Annotated in this window: 36 protein-coding genes; 34 read left to right on the forward strand and 2 right to left on the reverse strand. The window is 66.4% G+C overall.

Annotation, left to right across the window (positions count from 1 at the left end):
• Nucleotides 1-9: 9 nt before the first annotated feature.
• Both LY12_RS19095 and LY12_RS19100 read right to left on the reverse strand, forming a co-directional pair.
• Nucleotides 10-345, reverse strand: a complete 336-nt coding sequence (locus tag LY12_RS19095) for a type VII secretion target (RefSeq protein WP_253858678.1) — start codon at nt 343-345, stop codon at nt 10-12.
• Nucleotides 346-475: 130 nt separating this feature from the next.
• A complete protein-coding gene (locus LY12_RS19100) occupies nt 476-1,147 on the reverse strand; it encodes a hypothetical protein (protein ID WP_253858680.1) in 672 nt (223 codons plus the stop codon).
• Nucleotides 1,148-1,784: 637 nt separating this feature from the next.
• On the opposite strand from LY12_RS19100, the gene rpsL reads away from it, so the two are divergent.
• The 34 genes from rpsL (at nt 1,785) to rpsD (ending at nt 21,870) form a co-directional block, all read left to right on the forward strand.
• On the forward strand, nt 1,785-2,159 hold the full coding sequence (gene rpsL, locus LY12_RS19105; protein ID WP_030532894.1) for a 30S ribosomal protein S12: 375 nt from the start codon (nt 1,785-1,787) through the stop codon (nt 2,157-2,159).
• A complete protein-coding gene (gene rpsG / locus LY12_RS19110; RefSeq protein ID WP_253858682.1) occupies nt 2,159-2,629 on the forward strand; it encodes a 30S ribosomal protein S7 in 471 nt (156 codons plus the stop codon). Before rpsL ends, rpsG begins: the two co-directional genes overlap by 1 nt.
• Nucleotides 2,630-2,718: 89 nt before the next feature.
• Nucleotides 2,719-4,818, forward strand: coding sequence for an elongation factor G (gene fusA / locus LY12_RS19115; protein WP_253858684.1), 2,100 nt, complete (start codon nt 2,719-2,721; stop codon nt 4,816-4,818).
• A gap of 126 nt (nt 4,819-4,944) precedes the next feature.
• The gene (gene tuf, locus LY12_RS19120; RefSeq protein ID WP_253858692.1) at nt 4,945-6,138 is read left to right on the forward strand and encodes an elongation factor Tu; all 1,194 of its coding nucleotides are present in this window, start codon (nt 4,945-4,947) and stop codon (nt 6,136-6,138) included.
• Between the two features lie 371 nt (nt 6,139-6,509).
• On the forward strand, nt 6,510-6,815 hold the full coding sequence (gene rpsJ, locus LY12_RS19125; RefSeq protein ID WP_028848712.1) for a 30S ribosomal protein S10: 306 nt from the start codon (nt 6,510-6,512) through the stop codon (nt 6,813-6,815).
• Between the two features lie 31 nt (nt 6,816-6,846).
• A complete protein-coding gene (gene rplC, locus LY12_RS19130) occupies nt 6,847-7,503 on the forward strand; it encodes a 50S ribosomal protein L3 (protein WP_253858695.1) in 657 nt (218 codons plus the stop codon).
• Nucleotides 7,500-8,192, forward strand: a complete 693-nt coding sequence (gene rplD / locus LY12_RS19135) for a 50S ribosomal protein L4 (protein ID WP_253858697.1) — start codon at nt 7,500-7,502, stop codon at nt 8,190-8,192. Before rplC ends, rplD begins: the two co-directional genes overlap by 4 nt.
• Entirely contained in the window at nt 8,189-8,497 is a 309-nt protein-coding gene (rplW, locus tag LY12_RS19140) for a 50S ribosomal protein L23 (RefSeq protein ID WP_253858698.1), read from the forward strand. The genes rplD and rplW overlap by 4 nt, the downstream gene beginning before the upstream one ends.
• Before the next feature lie 14 nt (nt 8,498-8,511).
• Entirely contained in the window at nt 8,512-9,348 is an 837-nt protein-coding gene (gene rplB, locus LY12_RS19145; RefSeq protein WP_253858699.1) for a 50S ribosomal protein L2, read from the forward strand.
• Nucleotides 9,349-9,366: 18 nt separating this feature from the next.
• Complete coding sequence (gene rpsS, locus LY12_RS19150) at nt 9,367-9,648, forward strand: 30S ribosomal protein S19 (protein ID WP_075849106.1); 282 nt, start codon at nt 9,367-9,369, stop codon at nt 9,646-9,648.
• A gap of 30 nt (nt 9,649-9,678) precedes the next feature.
• Nucleotides 9,679-10,089 (forward strand): 50S ribosomal protein L22, encoded by a 411-nt coding sequence (gene rplV / locus LY12_RS19155; protein ID WP_183646167.1) that lies wholly within the window; start codon nt 9,679-9,681, stop codon nt 10,087-10,089.
• A complete protein-coding gene (gene rpsC, locus LY12_RS19160) occupies nt 10,089-10,952 on the forward strand; it encodes a 30S ribosomal protein S3 (RefSeq protein WP_253858700.1) in 864 nt (287 codons plus the stop codon). The genes rplV and rpsC overlap by 1 nt, the downstream gene beginning before the upstream one ends.
• Before the next feature lie 3 nt (nt 10,953-10,955).
• A complete protein-coding gene (rplP, locus tag LY12_RS19165; RefSeq protein ID WP_183779642.1) occupies nt 10,956-11,375 on the forward strand; it encodes a 50S ribosomal protein L16 in 420 nt (139 codons plus the stop codon).
• The gene (rpmC, locus tag LY12_RS19170; RefSeq protein ID WP_030532883.1) at nt 11,375-11,626 is read left to right on the forward strand and encodes a 50S ribosomal protein L29; all 252 of its coding nucleotides are present in this window, start codon (nt 11,375-11,377) and stop codon (nt 11,624-11,626) included. Before rplP ends, rpmC begins: the two co-directional genes overlap by 1 nt.
• Nucleotides 11,623-11,904, forward strand: a complete 282-nt coding sequence (gene rpsQ / locus LY12_RS19175) for a 30S ribosomal protein S17 (RefSeq protein WP_253858706.1) — start codon at nt 11,623-11,625, stop codon at nt 11,902-11,904. The genes rpmC and rpsQ overlap by 4 nt, the downstream gene beginning before the upstream one ends.
• 81 nt (nt 11,905-11,985) lie before the next feature.
• The gene (gene rplN, locus LY12_RS19180; RefSeq protein ID WP_183779640.1) at nt 11,986-12,354 is read left to right on the forward strand and encodes a 50S ribosomal protein L14; all 369 of its coding nucleotides are present in this window, start codon (nt 11,986-11,988) and stop codon (nt 12,352-12,354) included.
• Entirely contained in the window at nt 12,355-12,669 is a 315-nt protein-coding gene (gene rplX, locus LY12_RS19185) for a 50S ribosomal protein L24 (RefSeq protein ID WP_253858713.1), read from the forward strand.
• On the forward strand, nt 12,669-13,238 hold the full coding sequence (rplE, locus tag LY12_RS19190; protein WP_253858714.1) for a 50S ribosomal protein L5: 570 nt from the start codon (nt 12,669-12,671) through the stop codon (nt 13,236-13,238). Before rplX ends, rplE begins: the two co-directional genes overlap by 1 nt.
• A 3-nt stretch (nt 13,239-13,241) precedes the next feature.
• On the forward strand, nt 13,242-13,427 hold the full coding sequence (locus LY12_RS19195) for a type Z 30S ribosomal protein S14 (RefSeq protein ID WP_183646137.1): 186 nt from the start codon (nt 13,242-13,244) through the stop codon (nt 13,425-13,427).
• 79 nt (nt 13,428-13,506) lie between these two features.
• Nucleotides 13,507-13,905 (forward strand): 30S ribosomal protein S8, encoded by a 399-nt coding sequence (gene rpsH / locus LY12_RS19200; protein WP_253858715.1) that lies wholly within the window; start codon nt 13,507-13,509, stop codon nt 13,903-13,905.
• Between the two features lie 16 nt (nt 13,906-13,921).
• Nucleotides 13,922-14,461 (forward strand): 50S ribosomal protein L6, encoded by a 540-nt coding sequence (gene rplF / locus LY12_RS19205; RefSeq protein ID WP_253858716.1) that lies wholly within the window; start codon nt 13,922-13,924, stop codon nt 14,459-14,461.
• A gap of 2 nt (nt 14,462-14,463) precedes the next feature.
• Nucleotides 14,464-14,862, forward strand: a complete 399-nt coding sequence (gene rplR, locus LY12_RS19210) for a 50S ribosomal protein L18 (protein WP_253858717.1) — start codon at nt 14,464-14,466, stop codon at nt 14,860-14,862.
• A gap of 34 nt (nt 14,863-14,896) precedes the next feature.
• Complete coding sequence (gene rpsE, locus LY12_RS19215) at nt 14,897-15,538, forward strand: 30S ribosomal protein S5 (protein WP_183646129.1); 642 nt, start codon at nt 14,897-14,899, stop codon at nt 15,536-15,538.
• Nucleotide 15,539: 1 nt separating this feature from the next.
• The gene (gene rpmD, locus LY12_RS19220) at nt 15,540-15,725 is read left to right on the forward strand and encodes a 50S ribosomal protein L30 (protein ID WP_253858718.1); all 186 of its coding nucleotides are present in this window, start codon (nt 15,540-15,542) and stop codon (nt 15,723-15,725) included.
• Nucleotides 15,722-16,165, forward strand: coding sequence for a 50S ribosomal protein L15 (gene rplO, locus LY12_RS19225; RefSeq protein WP_253858719.1), 444 nt, complete (start codon nt 15,722-15,724; stop codon nt 16,163-16,165). Before rpmD ends, rplO begins: the two co-directional genes overlap by 4 nt.
• A gap of 418 nt (nt 16,166-16,583) precedes the next feature.
• The gene (gene secY / locus LY12_RS19230) at nt 16,584-17,891 is read left to right on the forward strand and encodes a preprotein translocase subunit SecY (RefSeq protein WP_253858720.1); all 1,308 of its coding nucleotides are present in this window, start codon (nt 16,584-16,586) and stop codon (nt 17,889-17,891) included.
• Entirely contained in the window at nt 17,888-18,442 is a 555-nt protein-coding gene (locus LY12_RS19235; protein ID WP_253858721.1) for an adenylate kinase, read from the forward strand. Before secY ends, LY12_RS19235 begins: the two co-directional genes overlap by 4 nt.
• Nucleotides 18,443-18,471: 29 nt before the next feature.
• Nucleotides 18,472-19,272: a type I methionyl aminopeptidase gene (gene map / locus LY12_RS19240; RefSeq protein ID WP_253858920.1), complete on the forward strand. Its 801-nt coding sequence runs from the start codon at nt 18,472-18,474 to the stop codon at nt 19,270-19,272.
• A 325-nt stretch (nt 19,273-19,597) separates the two neighbouring features.
• Nucleotides 19,598-19,819 (forward strand): translation initiation factor IF-1, encoded by a 222-nt coding sequence (gene infA / locus LY12_RS19245; protein ID WP_030532868.1) that lies wholly within the window; start codon nt 19,598-19,600, stop codon nt 19,817-19,819.
• A 79-nt stretch (nt 19,820-19,898) separates the two neighbouring features.
• On the forward strand, nt 19,899-20,012 hold the full coding sequence (rpmJ, locus tag LY12_RS19250; protein WP_005453284.1) for a 50S ribosomal protein L36: 114 nt from the start codon (nt 19,899-19,901) through the stop codon (nt 20,010-20,012).
• Nucleotides 20,013-20,258: 246 nt separating this feature from the next.
• Complete coding sequence (rpsM, locus tag LY12_RS19255; protein ID WP_253858722.1) at nt 20,259-20,636, forward strand: 30S ribosomal protein S13; 378 nt, start codon at nt 20,259-20,261, stop codon at nt 20,634-20,636.
• Nucleotides 20,636-20,827 carry a hypothetical protein gene (locus tag LY12_RS19260; protein WP_183651247.1) on the forward strand — a complete coding sequence of 64 codons (192 nt, stop codon included), beginning with the start codon at nt 20,636-20,638 and terminating at the stop codon, nt 20,825-20,827. Before rpsM ends, LY12_RS19260 begins: the two co-directional genes overlap by 1 nt.
• 15 nt (nt 20,828-20,842) lie before the next feature.
• Entirely contained in the window at nt 20,843-21,241 is a 399-nt protein-coding gene (rpsK, locus tag LY12_RS19265; protein ID WP_030532865.1) for a 30S ribosomal protein S11, read from the forward strand.
• A 23-nt stretch (nt 21,242-21,264) separates the two neighbouring features.
• Nucleotides 21,265-21,870 (forward strand): 30S ribosomal protein S4, encoded by a 606-nt coding sequence (gene rpsD, locus LY12_RS19270; RefSeq protein ID WP_183646118.1) that lies wholly within the window; start codon nt 21,265-21,267, stop codon nt 21,868-21,870.
• Nucleotides 21,871-21,959 lie beyond the last annotated feature (89 nt).

The raw sequence follows: 21,959 nt of genomic DNA on the forward strand, positions 1-21,959 counted from the left end.
CCGTCCTCCTCAGACCCGCGGGGTGTCGGTCGTGTCGATGCTGCCCTGGTAGTCGCCGAGGGTCACGACGTGCTGCTCGTCGTTCTCGCGATACGCCTTCGCGGCCGTGGACACCTTCTCCGACGTCGTGTCGAGGCCCGTCTTGAGCGCCTCGATCAGGTTCTTCAGTTCGGCGAGGGCCTCGTCGTACTTGCCCTTCGTCATGATCCCTACGACGCCCCACGACTCGTCGCCGACATCGGCGCGGCCGGTGAGCTCTTCGAAGGTCGTTGCCTGGTCCTTGAACGACTTGAGGTTGTTGCCGTAGCCCTCGAGGGCCTCGATCTCGACGTTGAATCCCGTCATACCCGCCTCCTGGAAACTCTGACCGTTACGACCGGTACGGCTACCGAACGGTTCCCGCGGTGCGGAAATTCGTGGGCCGTGCGCACTTCCGGGGGACGGCGGGTGGCAGGGACGGCGGGTGGCAGGGACCTCAGCGGGGCGGTTGCTGCTGCGCGGCGACGAGCCGCGCGATCTGGGTGAGCAGTTCGGCGTTCCGGAACAGCCCGTCGGGGTCGAGCCGCTGGCCGGCGACCTTGTGGATCACGCCGCCTTCGAACACGACACGCGGCATCATGCGACTGCGCCGGTTCGCGGTGAAGATCGCGGCGAGTTCGGGCGTGACGATCCGGCGGGCGAACGACTCGTCGGGGCACAGCACCCGCAGCCGCTCGTCGGCGAACCCTTTCAGCGCAGGCAGCCTGCCGTGGGTCTCCGGGTCGATCCCGTACCGCATGTGCTCGCCGATCATCAGATAAGGAGCGTCGGCGGGAAGCCCGCTCGGCACCTGGATGTTGCCGGTGTAGTCCACCTGCACGTTGGCCCCGCCCGTGCGCCACTCGGCCGCGACGACGGGATAACCCGCATAGGTGAACTCGACCGCGTAGGTGAACGGCGCGCCGGTGTAGATGTCCTTCTCGGGAAAGACGCCGAAACTGGGCCGGGTGCCCCGCTCGTAGTAGTGCTCGACCGCGCCGGTCCTGCGGGCGAACTCCGCTCGGTCGACCTTCTTCGCCGCCGCGTTGCGCCGGGACACGAGGAACGCCACGACCGCCCCCACGGCACACAGCCCCAGCAGAATCACCATCAATGTGCCCGGATGCATGCCCCTGAGACTCCCCTCGATACCGGTGCGTTCCGCCCGCGGCGGCGCAGTGCCTACGCCTACGGCGGCACTGTGTTCTGCCTGCGGCGTTCTGTCTGCCGCGGTTCAGTGCCTACGCCTGCGGCCGCGCTGTGTCTTGCCTGAGGCGGCGCGCGGATCGGCGCGAGATGCTCGAAACCGGCGGCCCGTCGCGTTAGGCTGAGCGTCAGCATCTCCGCGTCCGCGCGTGCACGATTCTCACGCCGACCCGGGCGGTGATCGCGGTACAGTACCCGATGACCACCGCCGTCGTCGCCGGCCGCCGGGGCCGTTAGGGACCCCCGGGTCGTCGCTGTCGGCACGGGCGGGTATCTTTGACATCTGTGCCCGGCACGCTGCCGGGCTGCTCCGTGCGCCGAAGTGCTCACGGGCCGGATTTTCATGTCCGGACCGCGTCAGCAGCACTCTGCAGCACAACGGTGGATCGGAGCTCCGGAAGTCATAACTCCGGAAACCCCGACGGGAGTTCACGGGTCATGATGACCCTGATGCGGGCCGACACGCCCGACCGCGGGGACCGGGGAGACAGAGCCACACACAGATAAGAGCCACAGTAAAGCTGCAGAAGCTTTTACAGACGCGAGAGAAAGCTGGTCCATTGCCCACGATCCAGCAGCTGGTCCGCAAGGGCCGCCAGGACAAGGCTGCCAAGCAGAAGACCGCGGCGCTCAAGGGGAGCCCGCAGCGGCGCGGCGTGTGCACCCGCGTCTACACCACCACGCCGAAGAAGCCGAACTCCGCGCTCCGCAAGGTCGCGCGTGTCCGGCTGACCAGCGGCATCGAGGTCACCGCCTACATCCCGGGCGAGGGCCACAACCTGCAGGAGCACTCGATGGTGCTCGTGCGTGGTGGTCGTGTGAAGGACCTCCCCGGTGTCCGCTACAAGATCGTCCGCGGTTCGCTCGACACGCAGGGCGTGAAGAACCGCAAGCAGGCGCGCAGCCGGTACGGCGCTAAGAAGGAGAAGAGCTAATGCCCCGCAAGGGTCCGGCCCCGAAGCGGCCGCTGATCGCTGACCCGGTCTACGCATCGCCGCTCGTCACGCAGCTGATCAACAAGGTGCTGACCGACGGCAAGCGCTCGCTGGCCGAGCGCATCGTGTACGGCGCCCTGGAAGGCGCTCGCGAGAAGACCGGCACCGACCCGGTCGTCACGCTGAAGCGCGCCCTCGACAACGTCAAGCCTTCCCTCGAGGTGAAGAGCCGTCGTGTCGGTGGTGCCACGTACCAGGTGCCCATCGAGGTCAAGCCCGGTCGCTCGACGACCCTTGCGCTCCGTTGGATGGTCACGTACGCGCGCCAGCGCCGCGAGAAGACGATGGTCGAGCGCCTGCAGAACGAGCTGCTCGACGCGAGCAACGGCCTCGGGGCCAGCGTGAAGCGCCGCGAGGACACGCACAAGATGGCCGAGTCGAACAAGGCCTTCGCGCACTACCGCTGGTGAACCGCCACCACTGAAGCAAACCGACGCCCGGTCGACGTGAATGATCGAGCCAGTGCCGGGCCCCACGCTTGAGACAGGGGAACATTCAAGTGGCACGTGACGTGCTGACCGACCTGAAGAAGGTCCGCAACATCGGCATCATGGCCCACATTGACGCCGGTAAGACCACCGCTACCGAGCGGATCCTGTTCTACACGGGGATCAACTACAAGCTCGGTGAGACCCATGACGGTGCGTCGACGATGGACTGGATGGAGGAGGAGCAGAACCGGGGCATCACCATCACCTCGGCTGCCACCACCACGTTCTGGGGCGACTACCAGATCAACATCATCGACACCCCGGGCCACGTCGACTTCACCGTCGAGGTGGAGCGCAGCCTCCGCGTGCTCGACGGCGCGGTCGCCGTGTTCGACGGCAAGGAGGGCGTCGAGCCCCAGTCCGAGCAGGTCTGGCGCCAGGCGGACAAGTACGAGGTTCCGCGCATCTGCTTCATCAACAAGATGGACAAGCTGGGCGCAGACTTCTACTTCAGCGTCGGCACCATCGAGGACCGTCTCGGTGCGAAGCCGCTCGTGCTGCAGCTGCCGATCGGTGCGGAGTCCGACTTCGAGGGCGTCGTCGACCTCGTCGCCATGAAGGCCCTGACCTGGCGCGGTGACGTCAAGAAGGGCGAGCAGTACGAGATCGAGGACATCCCGGCCGACCTGGCCGACCGGGCGGCGGAGTACCGCGAGAAGCTGATCGAGCAGGTTGCCGAGTCCGACGAGGAGCTGCTCGAGAAGTACTTCGGCGGCGAAGAGCTCACGACCGACGAGATCAAGTCCGGCATCCGCAAGCTGACGATCGCCCGCGAGGCCTTCCCGGTGCTCGCCGGCTCCGCGTTCAAGAACAAGGGCGTGCAGCCCATGCTCGACGCGGTCGTCGACTACCTGCCGTCGCCGTCCGAGGTGCCGCCGGTCCAGGGCACGCTGCTCGACGGCGAGACGCCCGCCGAGCGCAAGCCCTCGACCCAGGAGCCCTTCGCGGCACTGGTGTCGAAGATCTCGGTCCACCCGTTCTACGGCAAGCTGACCTACATCCGGGTTTACTCCGGCAAGGTCGGCTCCGGCACGCAGGTCATGAACGCGACGCGGCAGCGCAAGGAGCGCATCGGGAAGATCTTCCAGATGCACTCCAACAAGGAGAACCCGGTCGACGACGCACAGGCCGGCCACATCTACGCGGTTCAGGGGCTGAAGGACACCACCACCGGTGACACTCTCGCCGACCCGCAGAACCCCATCGTGCTCGAGTCGATGACCTTCCCGGAACCGGTCATCAAGGTCGCGATCGAGCCGAAGACGAAGTCCGACCAGGAGAAGCTCTCGACCGCGATCCAGAAGCTCGCGGAGGAGGACCCGACCTTCCGGGTCAGCCAGGACGACGAGACCGGTCAGACGATCATCGAGGGCATGGGCGAGCTCCACCTCGAGGTCCTCGTCAACCGGATGAAGAGCGACTTCAAGGTCGAGGCCAACATCGGTAAGCCGCAGGTCGCTTACCGTGAGACCATCCGCAAGACGGTGGACAAGTTCGAGTACACCCACAAGAAGCAGACCGGTGGTTCCGGTCAGTTCGCGCGGGTGATCATCAAGCTCGAGCCGTTGACCACCGGCGATGGTGCTCTCTACGAATTCGACAACCAGGTGACCGGTGGCCGCATCCCGCGGGAGTACATCCCGTCCGTGGACGAGGGCGCGCAGGACGCCATGCAGTACGGCGTGCAGGCCGGCTACCCGCTCGTCGGGTTGAAGCTCACCTTGTTGGACGGTGCGTACCACGAGGTCGACTCTTCGGAGATGGCCTTCAAGGTCGCCGGCTCCGTGGCGCTCAAGGACGCCGCGCGGCAGGCGAACCCGGTACTGCTGGAACCGATGATGGCCGTCGAGGTCACCACACCCGAGGAGTACATGGGTGACGTCATCGGTGACTTGAACTCCCGCCGTGGCCAGGTCCAGGCCATGGAGGAGCGGTCTGGCACGCGCGTCGTCAAGGCGCTCGTGCCGCTGTCGGAGATGTTCGGGTACGTGGGCGACCTGCGGTCCAAGACGCAGGGTCGCGCCAACTACACGATGGTCTTTGACTCCTACGCCGAGGTTCCGTCGAACGTCGCGAAGGAGATCATCGCCAAGGCGACAGGGGAGTAACTCCCACCAGCACCCAAAGCGGGCGGAAAAGGGGCCTCCCCTACGGTCCGCACAACCGACCAGATCGAGTCGCAATCGGCGCAGCCACGCCGGGAGCGAGCAAGTACAGTCCAGGAGGACATTCCAGTGGCGAAGGCGAAGTTCGAGCGGAGCAAGCCGCACGTCAACATCGGGACCATCGGTCACGTTGACCACGGCAAGACCACGCTGACCGCGGCGATCACCAAGGTGCTGCACGAGCGTTACCCGGAGCTCAACCAGTCGCGTGCGTTCGACCAGATCGACAACGCGCCTGAGGAGAAGCAGCGCGGTATCACGATCAACATCTCGCACGTCGAGTACGAGACCGAGAAGCGTCACTACGCGCACGTCGACGCCCCGGGTCACGCCGACTACGTGAAGAACATGATCACGGGTGCGGCCCAGATGGACGGTGCGATCCTCGTGGTCGCCGCCACCGACGGCCCGATGCCGCAGACGCGTGAGCACGTGCTGCTCGCCCGTCAGGTCGGCGTGCCGTACATCGTCGTGGCGCTGAACAAGGCCGACATGGTCGACGACGAGGAGATCCTCGAGCTCGTCGAGATGGAGGTCCGGGAGCTGCTCTCCGAGCAGGAGTTCCCGGGCGACGACGCCCCGGTCGTGAAGGTCTCGGGCCTGAAGGCGCTCGAGGGCGACGAGAAGTGGTCCGACGCCGTCATCGAGCTGATGAACGCCGTCGACGACAACATCCCGGACCCGCAGCGTGCCGTCGACCAGCCGTTCCTGATGCCGGTCGAGGACGTCTTCACGATCACCGGCCGCGGCACGGTCGTCACCGGCCGTATCGAGCGTGGCGAGATCAAGCTGAACGAGGACGTCGAGATCGTCGGCATCCGCGAGAAGGCCACCAAGACCACGGTGACCTCGATCGAGATGTTCAACAAGCTGCTCGACTCCGGCCAGGCCGGTGACAACGCGGCGCTGCTCCTGCGCGGTATCAAGCGTGAGGACGTCGAGCGTGGCCAGGTCATCGTGAAGCCGGGCACCACGACCCCGCACACGGAGTTCGAGGGCTCGGTCTACATCCTGTCCAAGGACGAGGGTGGCCGTCACACGCCGTTCTTCAACAACTACCGTCCGCAGTTCTACTTCCGGACGACCGACGTGACCGGCGTCGTGACCCTCCCCGAGGGCACCGAGATGGTCATGCCGGGCGACAACACCGAGATCTCGGTGCAGCTGATTCAGCCGATCGCCATGGACGAGGGTCTGAGGTTCGCCATCCGCGAGGGTGGCCGCACCGTCGGCGCCGGCCAGGTCACCAAGATCAACAAGTAATTCGCACCCCCGGGTGCGGGAGCCATATTTCGGTATGGCATCCTATTTAGGTTGCTCGACGCGGGGCGGCCGATTCTACGAGTACACGGGAATCGGCCGCCCCGGCGCGAGCGTCCTGGGCTGACAGTGGTAATCGTCCGCTGTGAGTCGGGAGTGGTCCGCCTGTCGGTTCCGGCAGTGACCACTTCGTAGAGCAAAGACCTAGGGCACAACAATGATCCTGCGGGATCCGTCTGCGCGACAAGGGCGACACGCCCGACCGCGTGGACCGGAGACCGGATCGTTGACGTGCGGAAACCTCCAACTGGGTCCGACAAGGACCTTGCGAGGCTTCAGACAAGCGGCACGAGACGAAGGAACGAGCTGCCACCATGGCGGGACAGAAGATCCGCATCCGGCTCAAGGCCTACGACCACGAGGCGATCGACTCGAGTGCGCGCAAGATCGTCGAGACGGTCACGCGCACCGGCGCCTCCGTGGTTGGGCCGGTGCCGCTGCCCACTGAGAAGAACGTTTACTGCGTCATCCGCTCGCCGCACAAGTACAAGGACTCGCGCGAGCACTTCGAGATGCGCACGCACAAGCGGCTGATCGACATCGTGGACCCGACGCCGAAGACGGTCGACGCGCTCATGCGCATCGACCTGCCGGCCAGTGTCGACGTGAACATCCAGTAAGCGTTGGGCGAGCGGCGGAGATAAGAGACTCATGTCTGACAGGCAAGTGAAGGGCATTCTGGGCACGAAGCTCGGCATGACGCAGGTCTTCGACGAGAACAACCGGATCGTTCCGGTGACCGTCGTGCAGACCGGGCCGAACCTCGTGACCCAGGTGCGCAATCAGGAGAAGGACGGCTACTCGGCCGTGCAGCTGGCCTACGGTGCCATCGACCCGCGCAAGGTCAACAAGCCGGAGACGGGCCACTTCGACAAGGCGGGTGTGACGCCGCGGCGTCACGTCGTCGAGCTGCGCACGTCCGACGCGGACACCTACGAGGTCGGTCAGGAGCTGACTGCCGAGGTGTTCGAGGACGGCGCGATCGTCGACATCACCGGCACCACGAAGGGCAAGGGCTTCGCGGGCACGATGAAGCGTCACGGCTTTTCCGGCCAGGGCGCGAGCCACGGTAACCAGGCGACCCACCGCAAGCCGGGTGCCATCGGCGGTGCAGCCACCCCCGGCCGCGTGTTCAAGGGCATTCGCATGTCCGGCCGGATGGGCGGCAACCGCGTCACGACCCAGGGCCTGAAGGTCTACCAGGTGCGTGCCGACGACGGTCTGCTGCTGATCAAGGGCGCGGTTCCCGGTCCGAAGGGCGGCCTTCTCTTCGTCCGTAGCGCCGCGAAGGGTGGTGTGACCGCATGACCGCGACGATCGAGGTGAAGACCCCGGAGGGCAAGGCCGACGGCTCCGTCGAGCTGCCCGCGGAGATCTTCGACGTCCAGGCGAACATTCCGCTGATGCACCAGGTCGTGGTGGCTCAGCTGGCCGCTGCCCGGCAGGGCACGCACGACACGAAGACGCGTGGCGAGGTGTCCGGCGGTGGCCGCAAGCCGTACCGCCAGAAGGGCACCGGCCGTGCGCGTCAGGGTTCGGAGCGCGCGCCGCAGTTCACCGGCGGTGGCACCGTCCACGGGCCGACGCCGCGTGACTACGCGCAGCGCACCCCGAAGAAGATGAAGGTCGCCGCCCTGCGCGGTGCCCTCTCGGACCGGGCGCGCAACGACCAGGTCCACGTGGTGACCGCCCTCATCGACGGTGACGCGCCGTCGACGAAGGAGGCCAAGAAGACGCTGGCCGCGCTGACGAGCGGCAAGCGCGTCCTCGTGGTCCTGCACCGCGACGAGGAAACGCAGTGGCTGTCGGCCCGCAACCTCGAGAACGTCCACCTGATCACGGCGGACCAGCTCAACACCTACGACGTGCTGGTCAACGACGACGTGGTCTTCAGCAAGGCGGCGCTGGACGTCTTCCTCGCCGGCCCGGTCAAGGGCAAGGGCGCGAAGGCGACGGCGACCTCCGGCGAGGTCTCGGAAGGGAGTGACCAGCAGTGAGCTCGGTGGCTATCCCCGACCCGCGTGACATCCTCATCGCGCCGGTGATCTCCGAGAAGTCCTACGGGCTGCTCGAGGACAACAAGTACACGTTCGTGGTCCGTCCGGACGCCAACAAGACCCAGATCAAGATCGCGGTCGAGAAGGTCTTCGGCGTCAAGGTCATCAGCGTGAACACGATCAACCGGCAGGGCAAGCGCAAGCGCACCCGGACCGGCTTCGGCAAGCGCAAGGACACCAAGCGCGCGATCGTCACGCTGTCGCCCGAGAGCAAGCCGATCGAGATCTTCGGCGCAGGCGCGTAAGGGACTGAGTAGACATGGGCATCCGTAAGCACAAGCCGACCACTCCGGGCCGTCGCGGCTCGAGCGTGGCCGACTTCTCCGAGATCACTCGGTCGACGCCGGAGAAGTCGCTGGTCAAGCCGGTCAACAAGACCGGTGGTCGTAACTCCGGCGGCAAGATCACCACCCGTCACAAGGGCGGTGGCCACAAGCGCGCCTACCGGATCATCGACTTCCGTCGTAACGACAAGGACGGCATCCCCGCCAAGGTCGCGCACATCGAGTACGACCCCAACCGGTCCGCTCGTATCGCGCTCCTGCACTACGCGGACGGCGAGAAGCGCTACATCATCGCGCCGGACAAGCTGAAGCAGGGCAACACGGTGGAGAACGGCCCGTCCGCCGACATCAAGCCGGGCAACAACCTGCCGCTGCGCAACATCCCGGTCGGCACCGTGGTGCACGCGATCGAGCTTCGCCCCGGTGGCGGCGCGAAGATCGCGCGTTCGGCAGGCGCCCGGGTGCAGCTCGTCGCCAAGGACGGTCCGAACGCCCAGCTGCGGATGCCTTCGGGCGAGATCCGCAACGTGGACGTGCGCAACCGCGCCACGGTCGGCGAGGTCGGCAACTCGGAGCACTCCAACATCAACTGGGGTAAGGCGGGCCGCAACCGCTGGCGTGGCAAGCGTCCGACGGTGCGTGGTGTCGTCATGAACCCGATCGACCACCCGCACGGTGGTGGTGAGGGCAAGAGCTCCGGTGGTCGCCACCCGGTGAACCCGAACGGCAGGCCGGAAGGCCGCACCCGCCGTCGCAAGGAAAGCGACAAGATGATCGTCCGCCGCCGGAAGACCGGCAAGAAGAAGCGCTGAGCAGGGAGGTAGAAGAACATGCCGCGTAGCCTGAAAAAGGGCCCCTTCGTGGACGACCACCTGCTCAAGAAGGTGGACGCGCTCAACGAGTCGGGCAAGAAGACCGTGATCAAGACCTGGTCCCGCCGGTCCACGATCATCCCGGACATGCTGGGGCACACCCTCGCGGTGCACGACGGCCGTAAGCACGTCCCGGTTTTCGTCACCGAGGCCATGGTCGGCCACAAGCTGGGCGAGTTCGCCCCGACGCGGACCTTCAAGGGTCACGTCAAGGACGACCGCAAATCTCGTCGCCGCTGAAGCAGCGCACCTTAAGAGAAGGAAGTAACGATGAACGCGCGTAACGACGCGGTAGCCGAGCAGGAAACCCTGCCGACGGCTTTCGCGCGGGCTCGCTTCGTCCGGGACTCGCCGACCAAGGTGCGCCGGGTGATCGAGCTGATCAAGGGTCAGAACGCGAACGACGCTCTGACGACGCTGAAGTACTCGCCGCAGGCTGCGGCGTACCAGCTGTCCAAGGTCCTCGCCAGCGCGATGGCCAACGCCGAGAACAACCTCGACCTGGACCCGGACACGCTGTGGGTGAAGAACGCCTACGCCGACGACGGTCCGACGCTCAAGCGTATCCAGCCGCGCGCCCAGGGGCGGGCGTTCCGGATCCGCAAGCGGACGAGCCACATCACCGTCGAGGTCGAGTCCCGTCCTGAGGCGAAGAAGAGCAAGAAGGCAGGTGGCCGGTAGTGGGCCAGAAGATCAACCCGCACGGCTTCCGGCTCGGGATCACCACGGACTGGAAGTCCCGCTGGTACGCCGACAAGCAGTACTCGGACTACGTGGCCGAGGACGTCAAGATCCGCAAGCTCCTGTCCACGGGCATGGAGCGGGCGGGCATCGCCAAGGTGGAGATCGAGCGCACCCGTGACCGGGTCCGCGTCGACATCCACACCGCCCGGCCGGGCATCGTCATCGGCCGTCGCGGCGCCGAGGCCGATCGCATCCGCGGTTCGCTGGAGAAGCTGACCGGCAAGCAGGTGCAGCTGAACATCCTCGAGGTGAAGAACTCCGAGGCCGACGCCCAGCTCGTTGCGCAGGGCATCGCGGAGCAGCTGTCCAACCGTGTCGCGTTCCGCCGCGCCATGCGCAAGGCGATCCAGACGTCCATGCGGTCGCCGCAGGTCAAGGGCATTCGCGTGCAGTGCAGCGGTCGTCTCGGCGGTGCCGAGATGTCCCGTTCCGAGCACTACCGCGACGGCCGGGTCCCGCTGCACACGCTGCGTGCCGACATCGACTACGGCTTCTTCGAGGCCAAGACGACGTTCGGTCGCATCGGCGTGAAGGTGTGGATCTACAAGGGCGAGCTCGTCGGTGGCCTGAAGGCCAAGGCCGAGCGTGACGCCGCCGCGGCGTCGGAGCGCCAGCCGCGCCGCGAGCGTCCGCAGCGGCGTCGTGGTGGTGCCTCCGGTACCACGCCGACGTCGACCGAGGCCGGCCGGGCTGCCGCCCAGGAGTCCGGCTCCGGTGCCGCCAAGGCCGACACAGACGTCGCGTCCGCAAGCGCCCCCGAGGTGGCTTCGCCGGACGCTGCAGAGAAGACGGAGGGCTGAGGCGTGCTCATCCCACGCAAGGTCAAGCACCGTAAGCAGCACGCGCCGAAGCGCAAGGGTGCCGCCAAGGGCGGCACGAAGGTCACCTTCGGTGACTACGGCATCCAGGCGCTCGAGCACGCCTACGTGACGAACCGGCAGATCGAGTCCGCTCGTATCGCCATGACGCGCCACATCAAGCGTGGCGGGAAGATCTGGATCAACATCTTCCCGGACCGCCCGCTCACGAAGAAGCCGGCCGAGACCCGTATGGGTTCCGGTAAGGGTTCGCCCGAGTGGTGGGTCGCCAACGTCAAGCCGGGCCGCGTGATGTTCGAGATGAGCTTTCCGAACGAGGCCGTGGCCCGCGAGGCCATGCGCCGCGCGATCCACAAGTTGCCGATGAAGTGCAGGATCGTGAGCCGTGAAGGTGGTGAGTTCTGATGGCGGCAGCTGGAGTTGCTGCGTCGGAGCTGCGTGAGCTTACTGCGGAAGAGCTCGTGCTGCGTCTGAAGGAATCCAAGGAGGAGCTGTTCAACCTCCGGTTCCAGATGGCGACCGGCCAGCTCGACAACAACCGCAGGCTTCGCACGGTCCGCGCGGACATCGCGCGCATCTACACGGTGATGCGTGAGCGCGAGCTCGGTCTCTCGATCGCGCCTGACGAGACTGACGAGAGTGAAGGTGCCGCATGAGCGAGCCGGTACAGAAGGCTGACTCCGGTCGGAACTACCGGAAGGTCCGTGAGGGCCTGGTCGTGTCCGACAAGATGGACAAGACGATTGTCGTGGAGCTCGAGGACCGCAAGAAGCACCCGCTGTACGGCAAGGTCATGCGCTCGACCAAGAAGGTCAAGGCGCACGACGAGGAGAACACGGCCGGCGTGGGCGACCGCGTCATCGTGATGGAGACCCGCCCGCTGTCCGCCACGAAGCGGTACCGGCTGGTCGAGATCCGCGAGAAGGCCAAGTAATCAGGGGGCGGCAACAGCCCCATTCGTTCCGCCAGGCTCGGCACAGAACCCCGAGAACCGGCGCGACATACAGGAGTTGACGTGATCCAGCAGGAGTCGCGACTGCGAGTCGCCGACAACACGGGTGCCAAGGAGATCCTGACCATCCGCGTGCTCGGTGGCTCGGGGCGGCGCTACGCGGGCCTCGGCGACGTCATCGTCGCCACCGTCAAGGACGCCATCCCGGGCGCCAATGTGAAGCGTGGTGACGTCGTCAAGGCGGTCATCGTCCGTACAGCGAAGGAGAGGCGTCGCCCCGACGGCTCCTACATCCGCTTCGACGAGAACGCCGCGGTGCTCATCAAGAACGACAACGAGCCGCGAGGCACGCGCATCTTCGGACCGGTCGGTCGCGAGCTGCGCGACCGCAAGTTCATGAAGATCATCTCGCTGGCGCCGGAGGTGCTCTGAATGAAGGTCAAGAAGGGCGACACCGTTCTCGTCGTCGCGGGCAAGGACAAGGGTGCGAAGGGCAAGGTCATCAAGGCCGACCCGGAGCGCAGCAAGGTCCTCGTCGAGGGCGTTAACCGGATCAAGAAGCACACGCGGATCTCGCAGAACCAGCGTGGTGCCGAGTCCGGCGGCATCGTCACGCAGGAGGCCCCGATCCACGTGTCGAACGTGATGGTCGTGGACTCGGACGGCAACCCGACCCGGGTCGGCTACCGCATCGGCGAGGACGGCAAGAAGGTTCGGATCTCGCGTAAGACGGGCAAGGACATCTGATGACGACCGCAGAGACGACATACCCGACCCCGCGGCTCAAGGTCCGCTACCGCGAGGAGATCGCGGGCCAGCTGCGCGCGGAGTTCGACCTGGCGAACGTGCACCAGATCCCCGGTGTCACGAAGGTCGTCGTGAACATGGGCGTCGGCGACGCCGCCCGCGACAGCAAGCTCATCGAAGGCGCCGTGCGTGACCTGGCCGCCATCACCGGGCAGAAGCCCGAGGTTCGCAGGGCCCGCAAGTCCATCGCGCAGTTCAAGCTGCGCGAGGGCATGCCGATCGGTGCGCGCGTGACGCTTCGCGGCGACCGCATGTGGGAGTTCCTGGACCGGCTGCTGAACATCGCGCTGCCGCGCATCCGCGACTTCCGCGGGCTGTCGAGCAAGCAGTTCGACGGGCACGGCAACTACACGTTCGGCCTGTCGGAGCAGTCGATGTTCCACGAGATCGACCCCGACTCCATCGACCGCTCGCGCGGCATGGACATCACGGTCGTGACCACCGCCAACAACGACGACGAAGGCCGTGCGCTGCTCCGCAAGCTCGGCTTCCCCTTTAAGGAGGCGTGAGCCATGGCTAAGAAGTCCCTCATCGCCAAGGCCGCTCGGAAGCCGAAGTTCAAGGTGCGGGCCTACACGCGTTGCCAGCGTTGCGGCCGGCCGCACTCGGTCTACCGCAAGTTCGGCCTCTGCCGTATCTGCCTGCGGGAAATGGCGCACGCGGGACAGCTTCCCGGCGTGAGCAAGTCCAGCTGGTGAAGGCGCCCCGATAACTCCCACTTCGCCACAGGCCCCGGCAGTGCCGGGGAACCAGGGCGAGAAAGGTTGACAGGTCACCATGACGATGACCGACCCGATCGCAGACTTCCTGACACGTCTGCGGAACGCGAACTCGGCGCACCACGACGAGGTGACGCTCCCGCACTCGAAGATCAAGGAGAACATCTCCGAGATCCTCAAGCGCGAGGGTTACATCGCGAGCTACCGCACCGAGCCCGGCGAGAAGCACAAGAACCTCGTCGTGAACCTCAAGTTCGGGCCGAACCGTGAGCGCAGCATCGCCGGCCTTCGCCGCGTGTCGAAGCCGGGTCTGCGTGTGTACGCGAAATCCAACAACCTGCCGAAGGTTCTCGGTGGCCTCGGCGTCGCGATCATCTCGACGTCCGCCGGCCTCCAGACCGACCGTCAGGCCATGCGCAACGGCGTGGGCGGCGAAGTCCTCGCCTACGTCTGGTAAGGGAGGGGACAAGGCAATGTCACGCATTGGAAAGCTGCCGATCACCGTCCCCTCCGGGGTCGAGGTGAACATCGACGGCCAGCACGTGTCGGTGAAGGGCCCGAAGGGCACTCTCGAGCACACCGTGCCGGAGCCGATCGTCGTCGAGCGCGACGATGACGGCGCGATCGTGGTGAATCGCCCGGACGAGGAGCGTGAGAACCGGTCGCTGCACGGCCTCACGCGGACGCTGGTGAACAACCTGGTCGTCGGCGTCAGCGAAGGCTACGAGAAGAAGATGGAGATCCACGGGGTCGGTTACCGCGTGCAGGCCAAGGGTTCGGACCTCGAGTTCGCCCTGGGCTACAGCCACCCGGTGCTGATCAAGGCTCCGGAGGGCATCACGTTCAGCGTGGAGAGCCCGACGAAGTTCTCGGTGGCCGGCATCGACAAGCAGAAGGTCGGCCAGACCGCTGCGGTCATCCGCAAGCTGCGGCGTCCTGACCCGTACAAGGGCAAGGGCCTGCGCTACGAGGGTGAGCGCATCCGTCGCAAGGTCGGAAAGACGGGTAAGTGATCATGAGCGAAACGGTTACGAAGCGCAGGCCGATCGGCAAGGACGTCTCGACCCGTCGCCGCGTGAGCAAGGCTCGCCGGCACAACCGGCTGCGCAAGAAGATCTTCGGCACCGCGGAGCGTCCGCGGCTGTCGGTGAAGCGCTCCTCCCGGCACATCTACGCGCAGCTGATCGACGACGTGGCGGGCCACACCGTGGCCGCGGCGTCGACGCTCGAGTCCGACGTGGCCGCCGTCGAGGGCGACAAGAAGGCCAAGGCCGCCAAGGTCGGCGAGCTGGTTGCCTCCCGTGCGAAGAACGCGGGTGTGGAGTCCGCGGTGTTCGACCGGGGCGGCGACGCCTACCACGGCCGGATCGCGGCGCTGGCCGACGCCGCTCGCGAAGCGGGGTTGGAATTCTGATGGTGAACAAGTTCGAGAACGGAAGGAACGCCTGATGCCGGGACGTACGCGGCAATCCGGCGGCCAGGGCGGGCCCGGCGAGCAGCAGAACCGCGAGCGCGGTGGCGGCCGGGACCGCAGGGACCGTCGTGACGGTGGCCGTGGCGGGGCGGCCCAGGACAAGAACCCGCACCTCGAGCGCGTTGTAGCGATCAACCGCGTGGCCAAGGTCGTCAAGGGCGGTCGTCGCTTCAGCTTCACCGCTCTGGTCGTGGTCGGTGACGGCGACGGTCAGGTCGGCGTCGGCTACGGCAAGGCCAAGGAGGTGCCCTCGGCGATCGCCAAGGGCGTCGAGGAGGCCAAGAAGAACTTCTTCCGCGTGCCCCGCATCGCCGGCACGATCCCGCACCCGGTTCAGGGTGAGGACGCCGCCGGTGTGGTGCTGCTCCGTCCGGCCTCCGCCGGTACCGGTGTTATCGCCGGTGGCCCGGTGCGTGCCGTGCTGGAGTGCGCGGGTGTGCACGACGTGCTGTCGAAGTCGCTGGGCAGCGACAACGCGATCAACATCGTGCACGCGACCGTGGCGGCGCTGAAGGGTCTGTCCCGTCCGGAAGAGGTGGCGGCCCGTCGCGGTCTGCCGCTCGAGGACGTCGCGCCGGCGCGCATGCTGCGTCAGCGTGCGGGTCAGGAGGTCTGAGATGGCGCAGCTGAAGGTCACCCAGATCAAGGGCACGATCGGCACTCGGCAGAGCCACCGGGACACCCTGCGTACCCTGGGACTGCGGAAGATCCGCCAGTCCGTGGTGCGTGAGGACACTCCCGACGTTCGCGGCCTGGTCCGGACGGTGCGGCACCTGGTGAGCGTGGAGGAGGTCAACTCATGACCATCAAGATCCATGACCTGAAGCCCGCACCCGGCGCCAAGCGCGAGAAGATGCGCGTCGGCCGTGGTGAGGGTTCGAAGGGCAAGACCGCCGGTCGCGGTACGAAGGGCACCAAGGCCCGGAAGAACGTGCCCGCCGGCTTCGAGGGTGGGCAGATGCCCATCCAGATGCGGCTCCCGAAGCTGCGCGGCTTCAAGAACCGCTTCCGTACCGAGTACCAGCCGGTGAACGTGGGCGACATCGCCCGCGTGTTCGCCGACGGCGGCGCGGTGAGCAAGGACGCTCTCGTCGAGAACGGCCTGGTTCGCAAGGGCCACCTCGTGAAGGTGCTCGGCAACGGTGACGTCGACGGCGTCAAGCTCGAGGTTTCGGCTGACGCGTTCTCCAAGAGTGCGAAGGAGAAGCTCGAGGCGGCGGGTGGCTCGGCCACCACGCTCTGACGCTCGAAGATTCGCGGCAGCGGCCCGTCCGGCGACAGCCGGGCGGGCCGCTGTGCGTGTGACGGGCTCGGCGGGCGAGAGGCGCGCACGGCCGGCACCCTCGCGGGACGGCGTCACCCGGGGTGCGGCCGGGGTGCGGTGTGGGGCGCGTGAAGCCACGGGTGTGGTGTTCGTCGCGTCGGCGGGGACGGGTGGGGTGCCTGCGCAACTTCCGTAGGTAGCCTGCGGTCAGTTAGGCAACTCGCTGAATCGCCAGCCTGAGCGGCTGTTAGAGTCGTCGAGGCGCCTGGGGACGTCCCGTGTCTTCAAGCGTCCGTCTGGCCAGCCCGCCAGCGAAGTGAGTCGTCCCGCCGGCGTCCGAGACCGTCGGCCAAGCCGTTCGCCGGAATCGCCGGCGACGCCTGAGGAGGTCCCCCGCGTGCTCAGCGCCTTCCGCTCGGCTCTTGCCACGCCGGACCTGCGCAAGAAGATCCTGTTCACGTTGATGATCGTGGCCGTGTACCGGCTCGGAGCGGTCATTCCAGCGCCTGGCGTCTCGTACATGAGCGTTCAGGCTTGTCAGGCGCAGGTCGAGGGTCAGAGTTTCTTCACGCTGCTGAACCTGTTCAGCGGCGGTGCGCTCCTTCAGCTCTCCATCTTCGCGACGGGCATCATGCCGTACATCACGGCGAGCATCATCGTGCAGCTGCTCACGGTGGTCATCCCGCACTTCGAGGAGCTGAAGAAGGAGGGCCAGTCCGGTCAGGGCAAGCTGACGCAGTACACGCGCTACCTGACGATCGCGCTGGCCATCCTGCAGGCCACCGGTGTGATCGCGCTGGCAGAGCGCGGCGGGATGTTCCCGAACTGCACCGAGTCGATCTTCCCGGACAGTAGCGTCGTCACGATGGCCATCACGGTCCTGACGATGACCGCCGGCACGGCCATGATGATGTGGCTCGGCGAGCTGATCACCGAACGCGGTGTCGGCAACGGTATGTCGCTGCTGATCTTCCTGAACATCGCGGCGCAGATCCCGGCCGAGGGCGCCAACATCCTGAACCAGAACTCGCCGGCGGTGTTCGCGTTCGTCTGCCTGCTGGCGCTGGTCATCATCGCGAGCGTCGTCTTCGTCGAGCAGGGGCAGCGCCGGATCCCGGTGCAGTACGCCAAGCGCATGGTCGGCAGGCGGATGTACGGGGGCACGTCGACCTACCTGCCGATCAAGGTCAACCAGGCCGGTGTCATTCCGGTGATCTTCGGCTCGTCGCTGCTGTACCTGCCGGACCTGTTGGTGAACCTCACCGGCGACCCGCAGAACCCGGGCGGCTTCACGCAGTTCATCCAGACGTACCTGAGTGATCAGAGCAGCTGGCTGCACATGCTGCTGTACTTCGCTCTGATCATCTTCTTCACGTACTTCTACATCACGATCACCTTCAACGTTGACGATCGCGCCGAGGAGATGAAGAAGTTCGGCGGTTTCATCCCGGGTATCCGTCCGGGTAGGCCGACCGCCGAGTACTTGCGCTTCGTGCTGAGCAGGATCACGTTGCCCGGATCGATCTACCTTGGCATCGTGGCAATCCTGCCGAACTTCTTCCTGTCCCTCACCGGCGAAGGCCAGAACCAGAACTTCCCGCTCGGCGGCACGGCGGTTCTGATCATGGTCGGTGTCGGGCTGGACACGGTGAAGCAGATCGAAAGCCAGCTCATGCAGCGCAACTACGAAGGGTTCCTCCGATGACGCGTGTGCTCCTTGTGGGTCCTCCCGGAGCGGGCAAGGGGACGCAAGCGGTCTCTCTCTCCGAGCGACTGGGCGTCCCGCACATCTCGACAGGTGATCTGTTCCGCGCCAATGTCGGCAACGAGACCCCGCTGGGTCTCGAGGCGAAGCGGTACATGGACGCCGGCGAGCTCGTCCCCGACTCGGTGACCAACGAGATGGTGCGCGAACGTCTGGATGAGCCGGATGCGAAGGCCGGATTCCTGCTGGACGGTTTCCCGCGCAACACCAAGCAGGCCGACGTGCTGGGCGAGATGCTCGGGGCGCAGAACACGGCCCTGGACAACGTCATCGAGCTCAAGGTCAGCGAGGACGAACTGGTCGAGCGACTGCTCGCCCGCGGCCGCAGCGACGACACCGAGGAGATCATCCGCCGTCGCCAGGAGGTCTACCGGCAGGAGACGGCTCCACTGCTCGAGTACTACGCCGACATCCTGGTGACCGTGAACGGCATCGGTGATGTCGACGAGGTTTCGCAGCGCGTGCTGGACGCGCTCGGCAAGAGCTCGTGAATCTGCTCGGCCTGCGGATGCCGCGGTGGATGCGCCGCGGCGGTTCGATCGAGGCGAAGTCGCGTGGTGAGCTGGAGGCCATGCGCGCGGCGGGTCTTATCGTGTCGCGCACTCTGGCCGCCGTCACGGATGCGGCCAAGCCGGGCGTGAGCACGCTCGAACTCGACGCACTGGCCGAGCAACTGATCCGGGACGCCGATGCGGTGCCCTCGTTCAAGGGCTATCACGGGTTCCCGGGGTCGATCTGCGCGTCGGTGAACGACCAGATCGTGCACGGCATCCCGTCGTCGGAGCTGGTCCTCGCGGATGGCGACCTGCTGTCGGTCGACTGCGGCGCCATCCTCGAGGGCTGGCACGGCGATTCGGCCGTGACGATCTCCGTCGGTGACGTGAGCGAGCCCGATCGGAAGCTGTCGGCGGCGACGAAGTCCGCGATGCAGGCCGGGATCGACGCGGCCCTGCTCGGGGCGCGGCTCACCGACATCTCCCACGCCATCGAGATGGAAGCCTTGCGCAGGATTCTCGAGGACGACATCGAGTACGGCATGATCGAGGAGTACGGCGGTCACGGCATCGGCCGCGAGATGCACATGGAGCCGTTCCTGCCGAACCTCGGGAAGCCGGGCCGCGGGCCCGAGCTGCGCCCCGGGGTGACCCTGGCGATCGAGCCCATGTTGACCGGCGGTTCCAGCGGTACGGTGGAGCTCGACGACGGGTGGACCGTCATCACCGACGACGGTTCTCGCGCGGCCCACTGGGAGCACACCGTGGCGGTCACCGAGGAAGGTCCGTGGGTGCTCACCGCCCCGGAGGCGGACCCGGCCGAATAGGCGGGCCGCTGCGTCGTCGCAGCCGAACGGCCGAGGGTCGAACGGCGGATATCCAGTATCCCCCGTGTGGGCGAGGCATCACTCACGCGGCGCACACACGCCGCACGCATCTATCACAACCGGCCCCGGTTTGGGAGCCGTGACACGAGGTGCGTAGACTGTACAGCTGGCGTGCCTTCCATGCTGTTCTCCGAAGCCCGTTCGGGGCAGGTGTGGATTCCCGGAACCGGAATCCGCCCGGCCAGTCGATGTGTTCGGACGCAGGGTGGAGTGCGCGTCAGTCCAGGTAGCACCATCGCTCAACCAATCACGAATTGCGGAGTACATGGCGAAGAAAGACGGGGCCATCGAGGTAGAAGGCCGCGTGATCGAGCCGCTCCCCAACGCGATGTTCCGTGTCGAGTTGGAGAACGGCCACAAGGTCCTGGCCCACATCAGCGGCAAGATGCGGCAGCACTACATCCGCATCCTGCCTGAGGACAAGGTGGTTGTGGAGCTGTCGCCCTACGACCTGTCTCGTGGTCGCATCGTCTACCGCTACAAGTGATCACGGAGGGCGTGGCGGATGCCTGAGGTGCCCTACCCGGTAGGGCGCGCGGTTATTCGACACGACGAAAGCAGGAGACGTGAAGGTCAAGCCGAGCGTCAAGCGAATCTGCGACAAGTGCCAGGTGGTCCGGCGGCACGGCCGGATCATGGTGATCTGCGACAACCTGCGGCACAAGCAGCGGCAGGGCTGAGCAGCTCGTCCACTTGTCGACAGTGACCTGACACTGTGACACCAGAGCACTGGCACATCACAAGAGAACTGTGACAGCCACAGCCTCCCCGAACCTGCCCTGACCGGCGACGAGCCGGACAGGGCCGACCTCCGGACTTCAGGCCGGGGCCGGGACACCGCCCGCGAGAGCGGGTGGAGACGCGAGTCGTCCCGGAAGTGGTCGGGGAGCAGACCTGAAGACGAATCAGAAGGAGCACAAGCGCCAATGGCACGACTCGCTGGCGTCGATCTCCCCCGCGAGAAGCGGCTGGAGATCGCGCTGACCTATATCTACGGCATCGGCCGTACCAGCGCCAGGCAGATCGCCGTCGCGACGGAACTGAACCCGGACACCCGGGTCAAGGACCTCGGCGACGACGACCTGGTGAAGCTGCGTGACCACATCGAAGAGAACTTCAGGGTCGAGGGTGACCTCCGCCGCGAGGTGAACGCCGACATTCGCCGGAAGATCGAGATCGGGTGCTACGAGGGTCTCCGCTGGCGCCGTGGCCTGCCGGTCCGCGGCCAGCGCACGAAGACCAACGCGCGTACGCGCAAGGGCCCGAAGAAGACGGTCGCCGGCAAGAAGAAGGCGGGCCGCTGATGACCGTCGTACGGACCAAGCGGCGCGCGATGCGCGCGGGCGTCGGCTCGCGTCGCAACCACGCGACGTCGCCGAAGTCGCTGTACGCCCGTCCGATGGCGCTGCGCGAGCTGTACTCCGACGCCGGAACGATCATCCGGCGCGGGCAGCAGGAAGCCGCCGCGGCCGCCGACGAGAAGCACTCGCGCTAACGAGGAGATCACCCAATGCCACCCCGCAGTGGCGGCGCCAAGAAGGTGCGCCGCAAAGAGAAGAAAAATGTTGCCCACGGGCATGCTCACATCAAGAGCACGTTCAACAACACGATCATCTCGATCACCGACCCGAACGGTGCTGTGATCTCGTGGGCTTCGTCCGGTCACGTCGGCTTCAAGGGCTCGCGTAAGTCCACGCCGTTCGCCGCCCAGATGGCCGCCGAGAACGCGGCCCGCAAGGCCGCAGAGCACGGCATGAAGAAGGTCGACGTGTTCGTGAAGGGCCCGGGTTCGGGCCGCGAGACCGCGATCCGTTCGCTGCAGGCCGCCGGCCTCGAGGTCGGCACCATCCAGGACGTGACCCCGCAGCCGCACAACGGCTGCCGCCCGCCGAAGCGTCGTCGGGTCTGAGGAACGGGGAGGAGTAGACACAAATGGCTCGTTACACCGGCCCCGCGACGCGTCTGTCGCGTCGCCTCAAGACCGATCTCATCGGCGGCGACCAGGCCTTCGAACGTCGTCCCTACCCGCCGGGCCAGCACGGCCGCGGCCGGGTCAAGGAGAGCGAGTACCTGCTTCAGCTGCAGGAGAAGCAGAAGGCCCGCCACACCTACGGCGTGCTCGAGCGCCAGTTCCGCCGTTACTACGAGGAAGCCGCACGGCGTTCCGGTAAGACCGGCGAGAACCTCCTGCAGATCTGCGAGTCGCGGCTGGACAACGTCGTGTACCGCGCGGGCATCGCCCGTACCCGCCGCCAGGCCCGCCAGCTCGTGGGCCACGGCCACTTCACGGTCAACGGCAAGAACGTGAACGTGCCCAGCTACCGGGTGTCCAAGTTCGACATCATCGACGTGCGGCCGAAGTCCGCGAAGATGCTGCCGTTCGTGGCTGCCAAGGAGGCCCTGGGCGAGCGTCCGATCCCGGCCTGGCTGCAGGTCGTGCCGTCGACGCTGCGGATCCTCGTGCACCAGCTCCCGGAGCGGGCGCAGATCGAGATCCCGGTGCAGGAACAGCTGATCGTCGAGTACTACTCGAAGTGATCGCCGGCGGCGGCGCGGCCGATCCGCGCCGCCGCTCCGCCATCCCTTTCGGCGTCATATGGCGGGCGCCGGCAGGAAAGGACAAGGAA

The sequence above is a fragment of the Prauserella alba genome (genome assembly GCF_024171735.1).
GTDB lineage: Bacteria > Actinomycetota > Actinomycetes > Mycobacteriales > Pseudonocardiaceae > Prauserella > Prauserella alba.

Coding starts and splice junctions, on each gene's coding strand:
- LY12_RS19095 (WP_253858678.1), bottom strand. CDS start 345: ATGACGGGATTCAACGTCGAGATCGAGGCCCTCGAGGGCTACGGCAAC.
- LY12_RS19100 (WP_253858680.1), bottom strand. CDS start 1,147: ATGCATCCGGGCACATTGATGGTGATTCTGCTGGGGCTGTGTGCCGTG.
- rpsG (WP_253858682.1), top strand. CDS start 2,159: ATGCCCCGCAAGGGTCCGGCCCCGAAGCGGCCGCTGATCGCTGACCCG.
- rpsJ (WP_028848712.1), top strand. CDS start 6,510: ATGGCGGGACAGAAGATCCGCATCCGGCTCAAGGCCTACGACCACGAG.
- rplC (WP_253858695.1), top strand. CDS start 6,847: ATGTCTGACAGGCAAGTGAAGGGCATTCTGGGCACGAAGCTCGGCATG.
- rplD (WP_253858697.1), top strand. CDS start 7,500: ATGACCGCGACGATCGAGGTGAAGACCCCGGAGGGCAAGGCCGACGGC.
- rplB (WP_253858699.1), top strand. CDS start 8,512: ATGGGCATCCGTAAGCACAAGCCGACCACTCCGGGCCGTCGCGGCTCG.
- rpsS (WP_075849106.1), top strand. CDS start 9,367: ATGCCGCGTAGCCTGAAAAAGGGCCCCTTCGTGGACGACCACCTGCTC.
- rplV (WP_183646167.1), top strand. CDS start 9,679: ATGAACGCGCGTAACGACGCGGTAGCCGAGCAGGAAACCCTGCCGACG.
- rpmC (WP_030532883.1), top strand. CDS start 11,375: ATGGCGGCAGCTGGAGTTGCTGCGTCGGAGCTGCGTGAGCTTACTGCG.
- rpsQ (WP_253858706.1), top strand. CDS start 11,623: ATGAGCGAGCCGGTACAGAAGGCTGACTCCGGTCGGAACTACCGGAAG.
- rplX (WP_253858713.1), top strand. CDS start 12,355: ATGAAGGTCAAGAAGGGCGACACCGTTCTCGTCGTCGCGGGCAAGGAC.
- rplE (WP_253858714.1), top strand. CDS start 12,669: ATGACGACCGCAGAGACGACATACCCGACCCCGCGGCTCAAGGTCCGC.
- LY12_RS19195 (WP_183646137.1), top strand. CDS start 13,242: ATGGCTAAGAAGTCCCTCATCGCCAAGGCCGCTCGGAAGCCGAAGTTC.
- rpsH (WP_253858715.1), top strand. CDS start 13,507: ATGACGATGACCGACCCGATCGCAGACTTCCTGACACGTCTGCGGAAC.
- rplF (WP_253858716.1), top strand. CDS start 13,922: ATGTCACGCATTGGAAAGCTGCCGATCACCGTCCCCTCCGGGGTCGAG.
- rplR (WP_253858717.1), top strand. CDS start 14,464: ATGAGCGAAACGGTTACGAAGCGCAGGCCGATCGGCAAGGACGTCTCG.
- rpsE (WP_183646129.1), top strand. CDS start 14,897: ATGCCGGGACGTACGCGGCAATCCGGCGGCCAGGGCGGGCCCGGCGAG.
- rpmD (WP_253858718.1), top strand. CDS start 15,540: ATGGCGCAGCTGAAGGTCACCCAGATCAAGGGCACGATCGGCACTCGG.
- rplO (WP_253858719.1), top strand. CDS start 15,722: ATGACCATCAAGATCCATGACCTGAAGCCCGCACCCGGCGCCAAGCGC.
- LY12_RS19235 (WP_253858721.1), top strand. CDS start 17,888: ATGACGCGTGTGCTCCTTGTGGGTCCTCCCGGAGCGGGCAAGGGGACG.
- map (WP_253858920.1), top strand. CDS start 18,472: ATGCGCCGCGGCGGTTCGATCGAGGCGAAGTCGCGTGGTGAGCTGGAG.
- infA (WP_030532868.1), top strand. CDS start 19,598: ATGGCGAAGAAAGACGGGGCCATCGAGGTAGAAGGCCGCGTGATCGAG.
- rpsM (WP_253858722.1), top strand. CDS start 20,259: ATGGCACGACTCGCTGGCGTCGATCTCCCCCGCGAGAAGCGGCTGGAG.
- LY12_RS19260 (WP_183651247.1), top strand. CDS start 20,636: ATGACCGTCGTACGGACCAAGCGGCGCGCGATGCGCGCGGGCGTCGGC.
- rpsK (WP_030532865.1), top strand. CDS start 20,843: ATGCCACCCCGCAGTGGCGGCGCCAAGAAGGTGCGCCGCAAAGAGAAG.
- rpsD (WP_183646118.1), top strand. CDS start 21,265: ATGGCTCGTTACACCGGCCCCGCGACGCGTCTGTCGCGTCGCCTCAAG.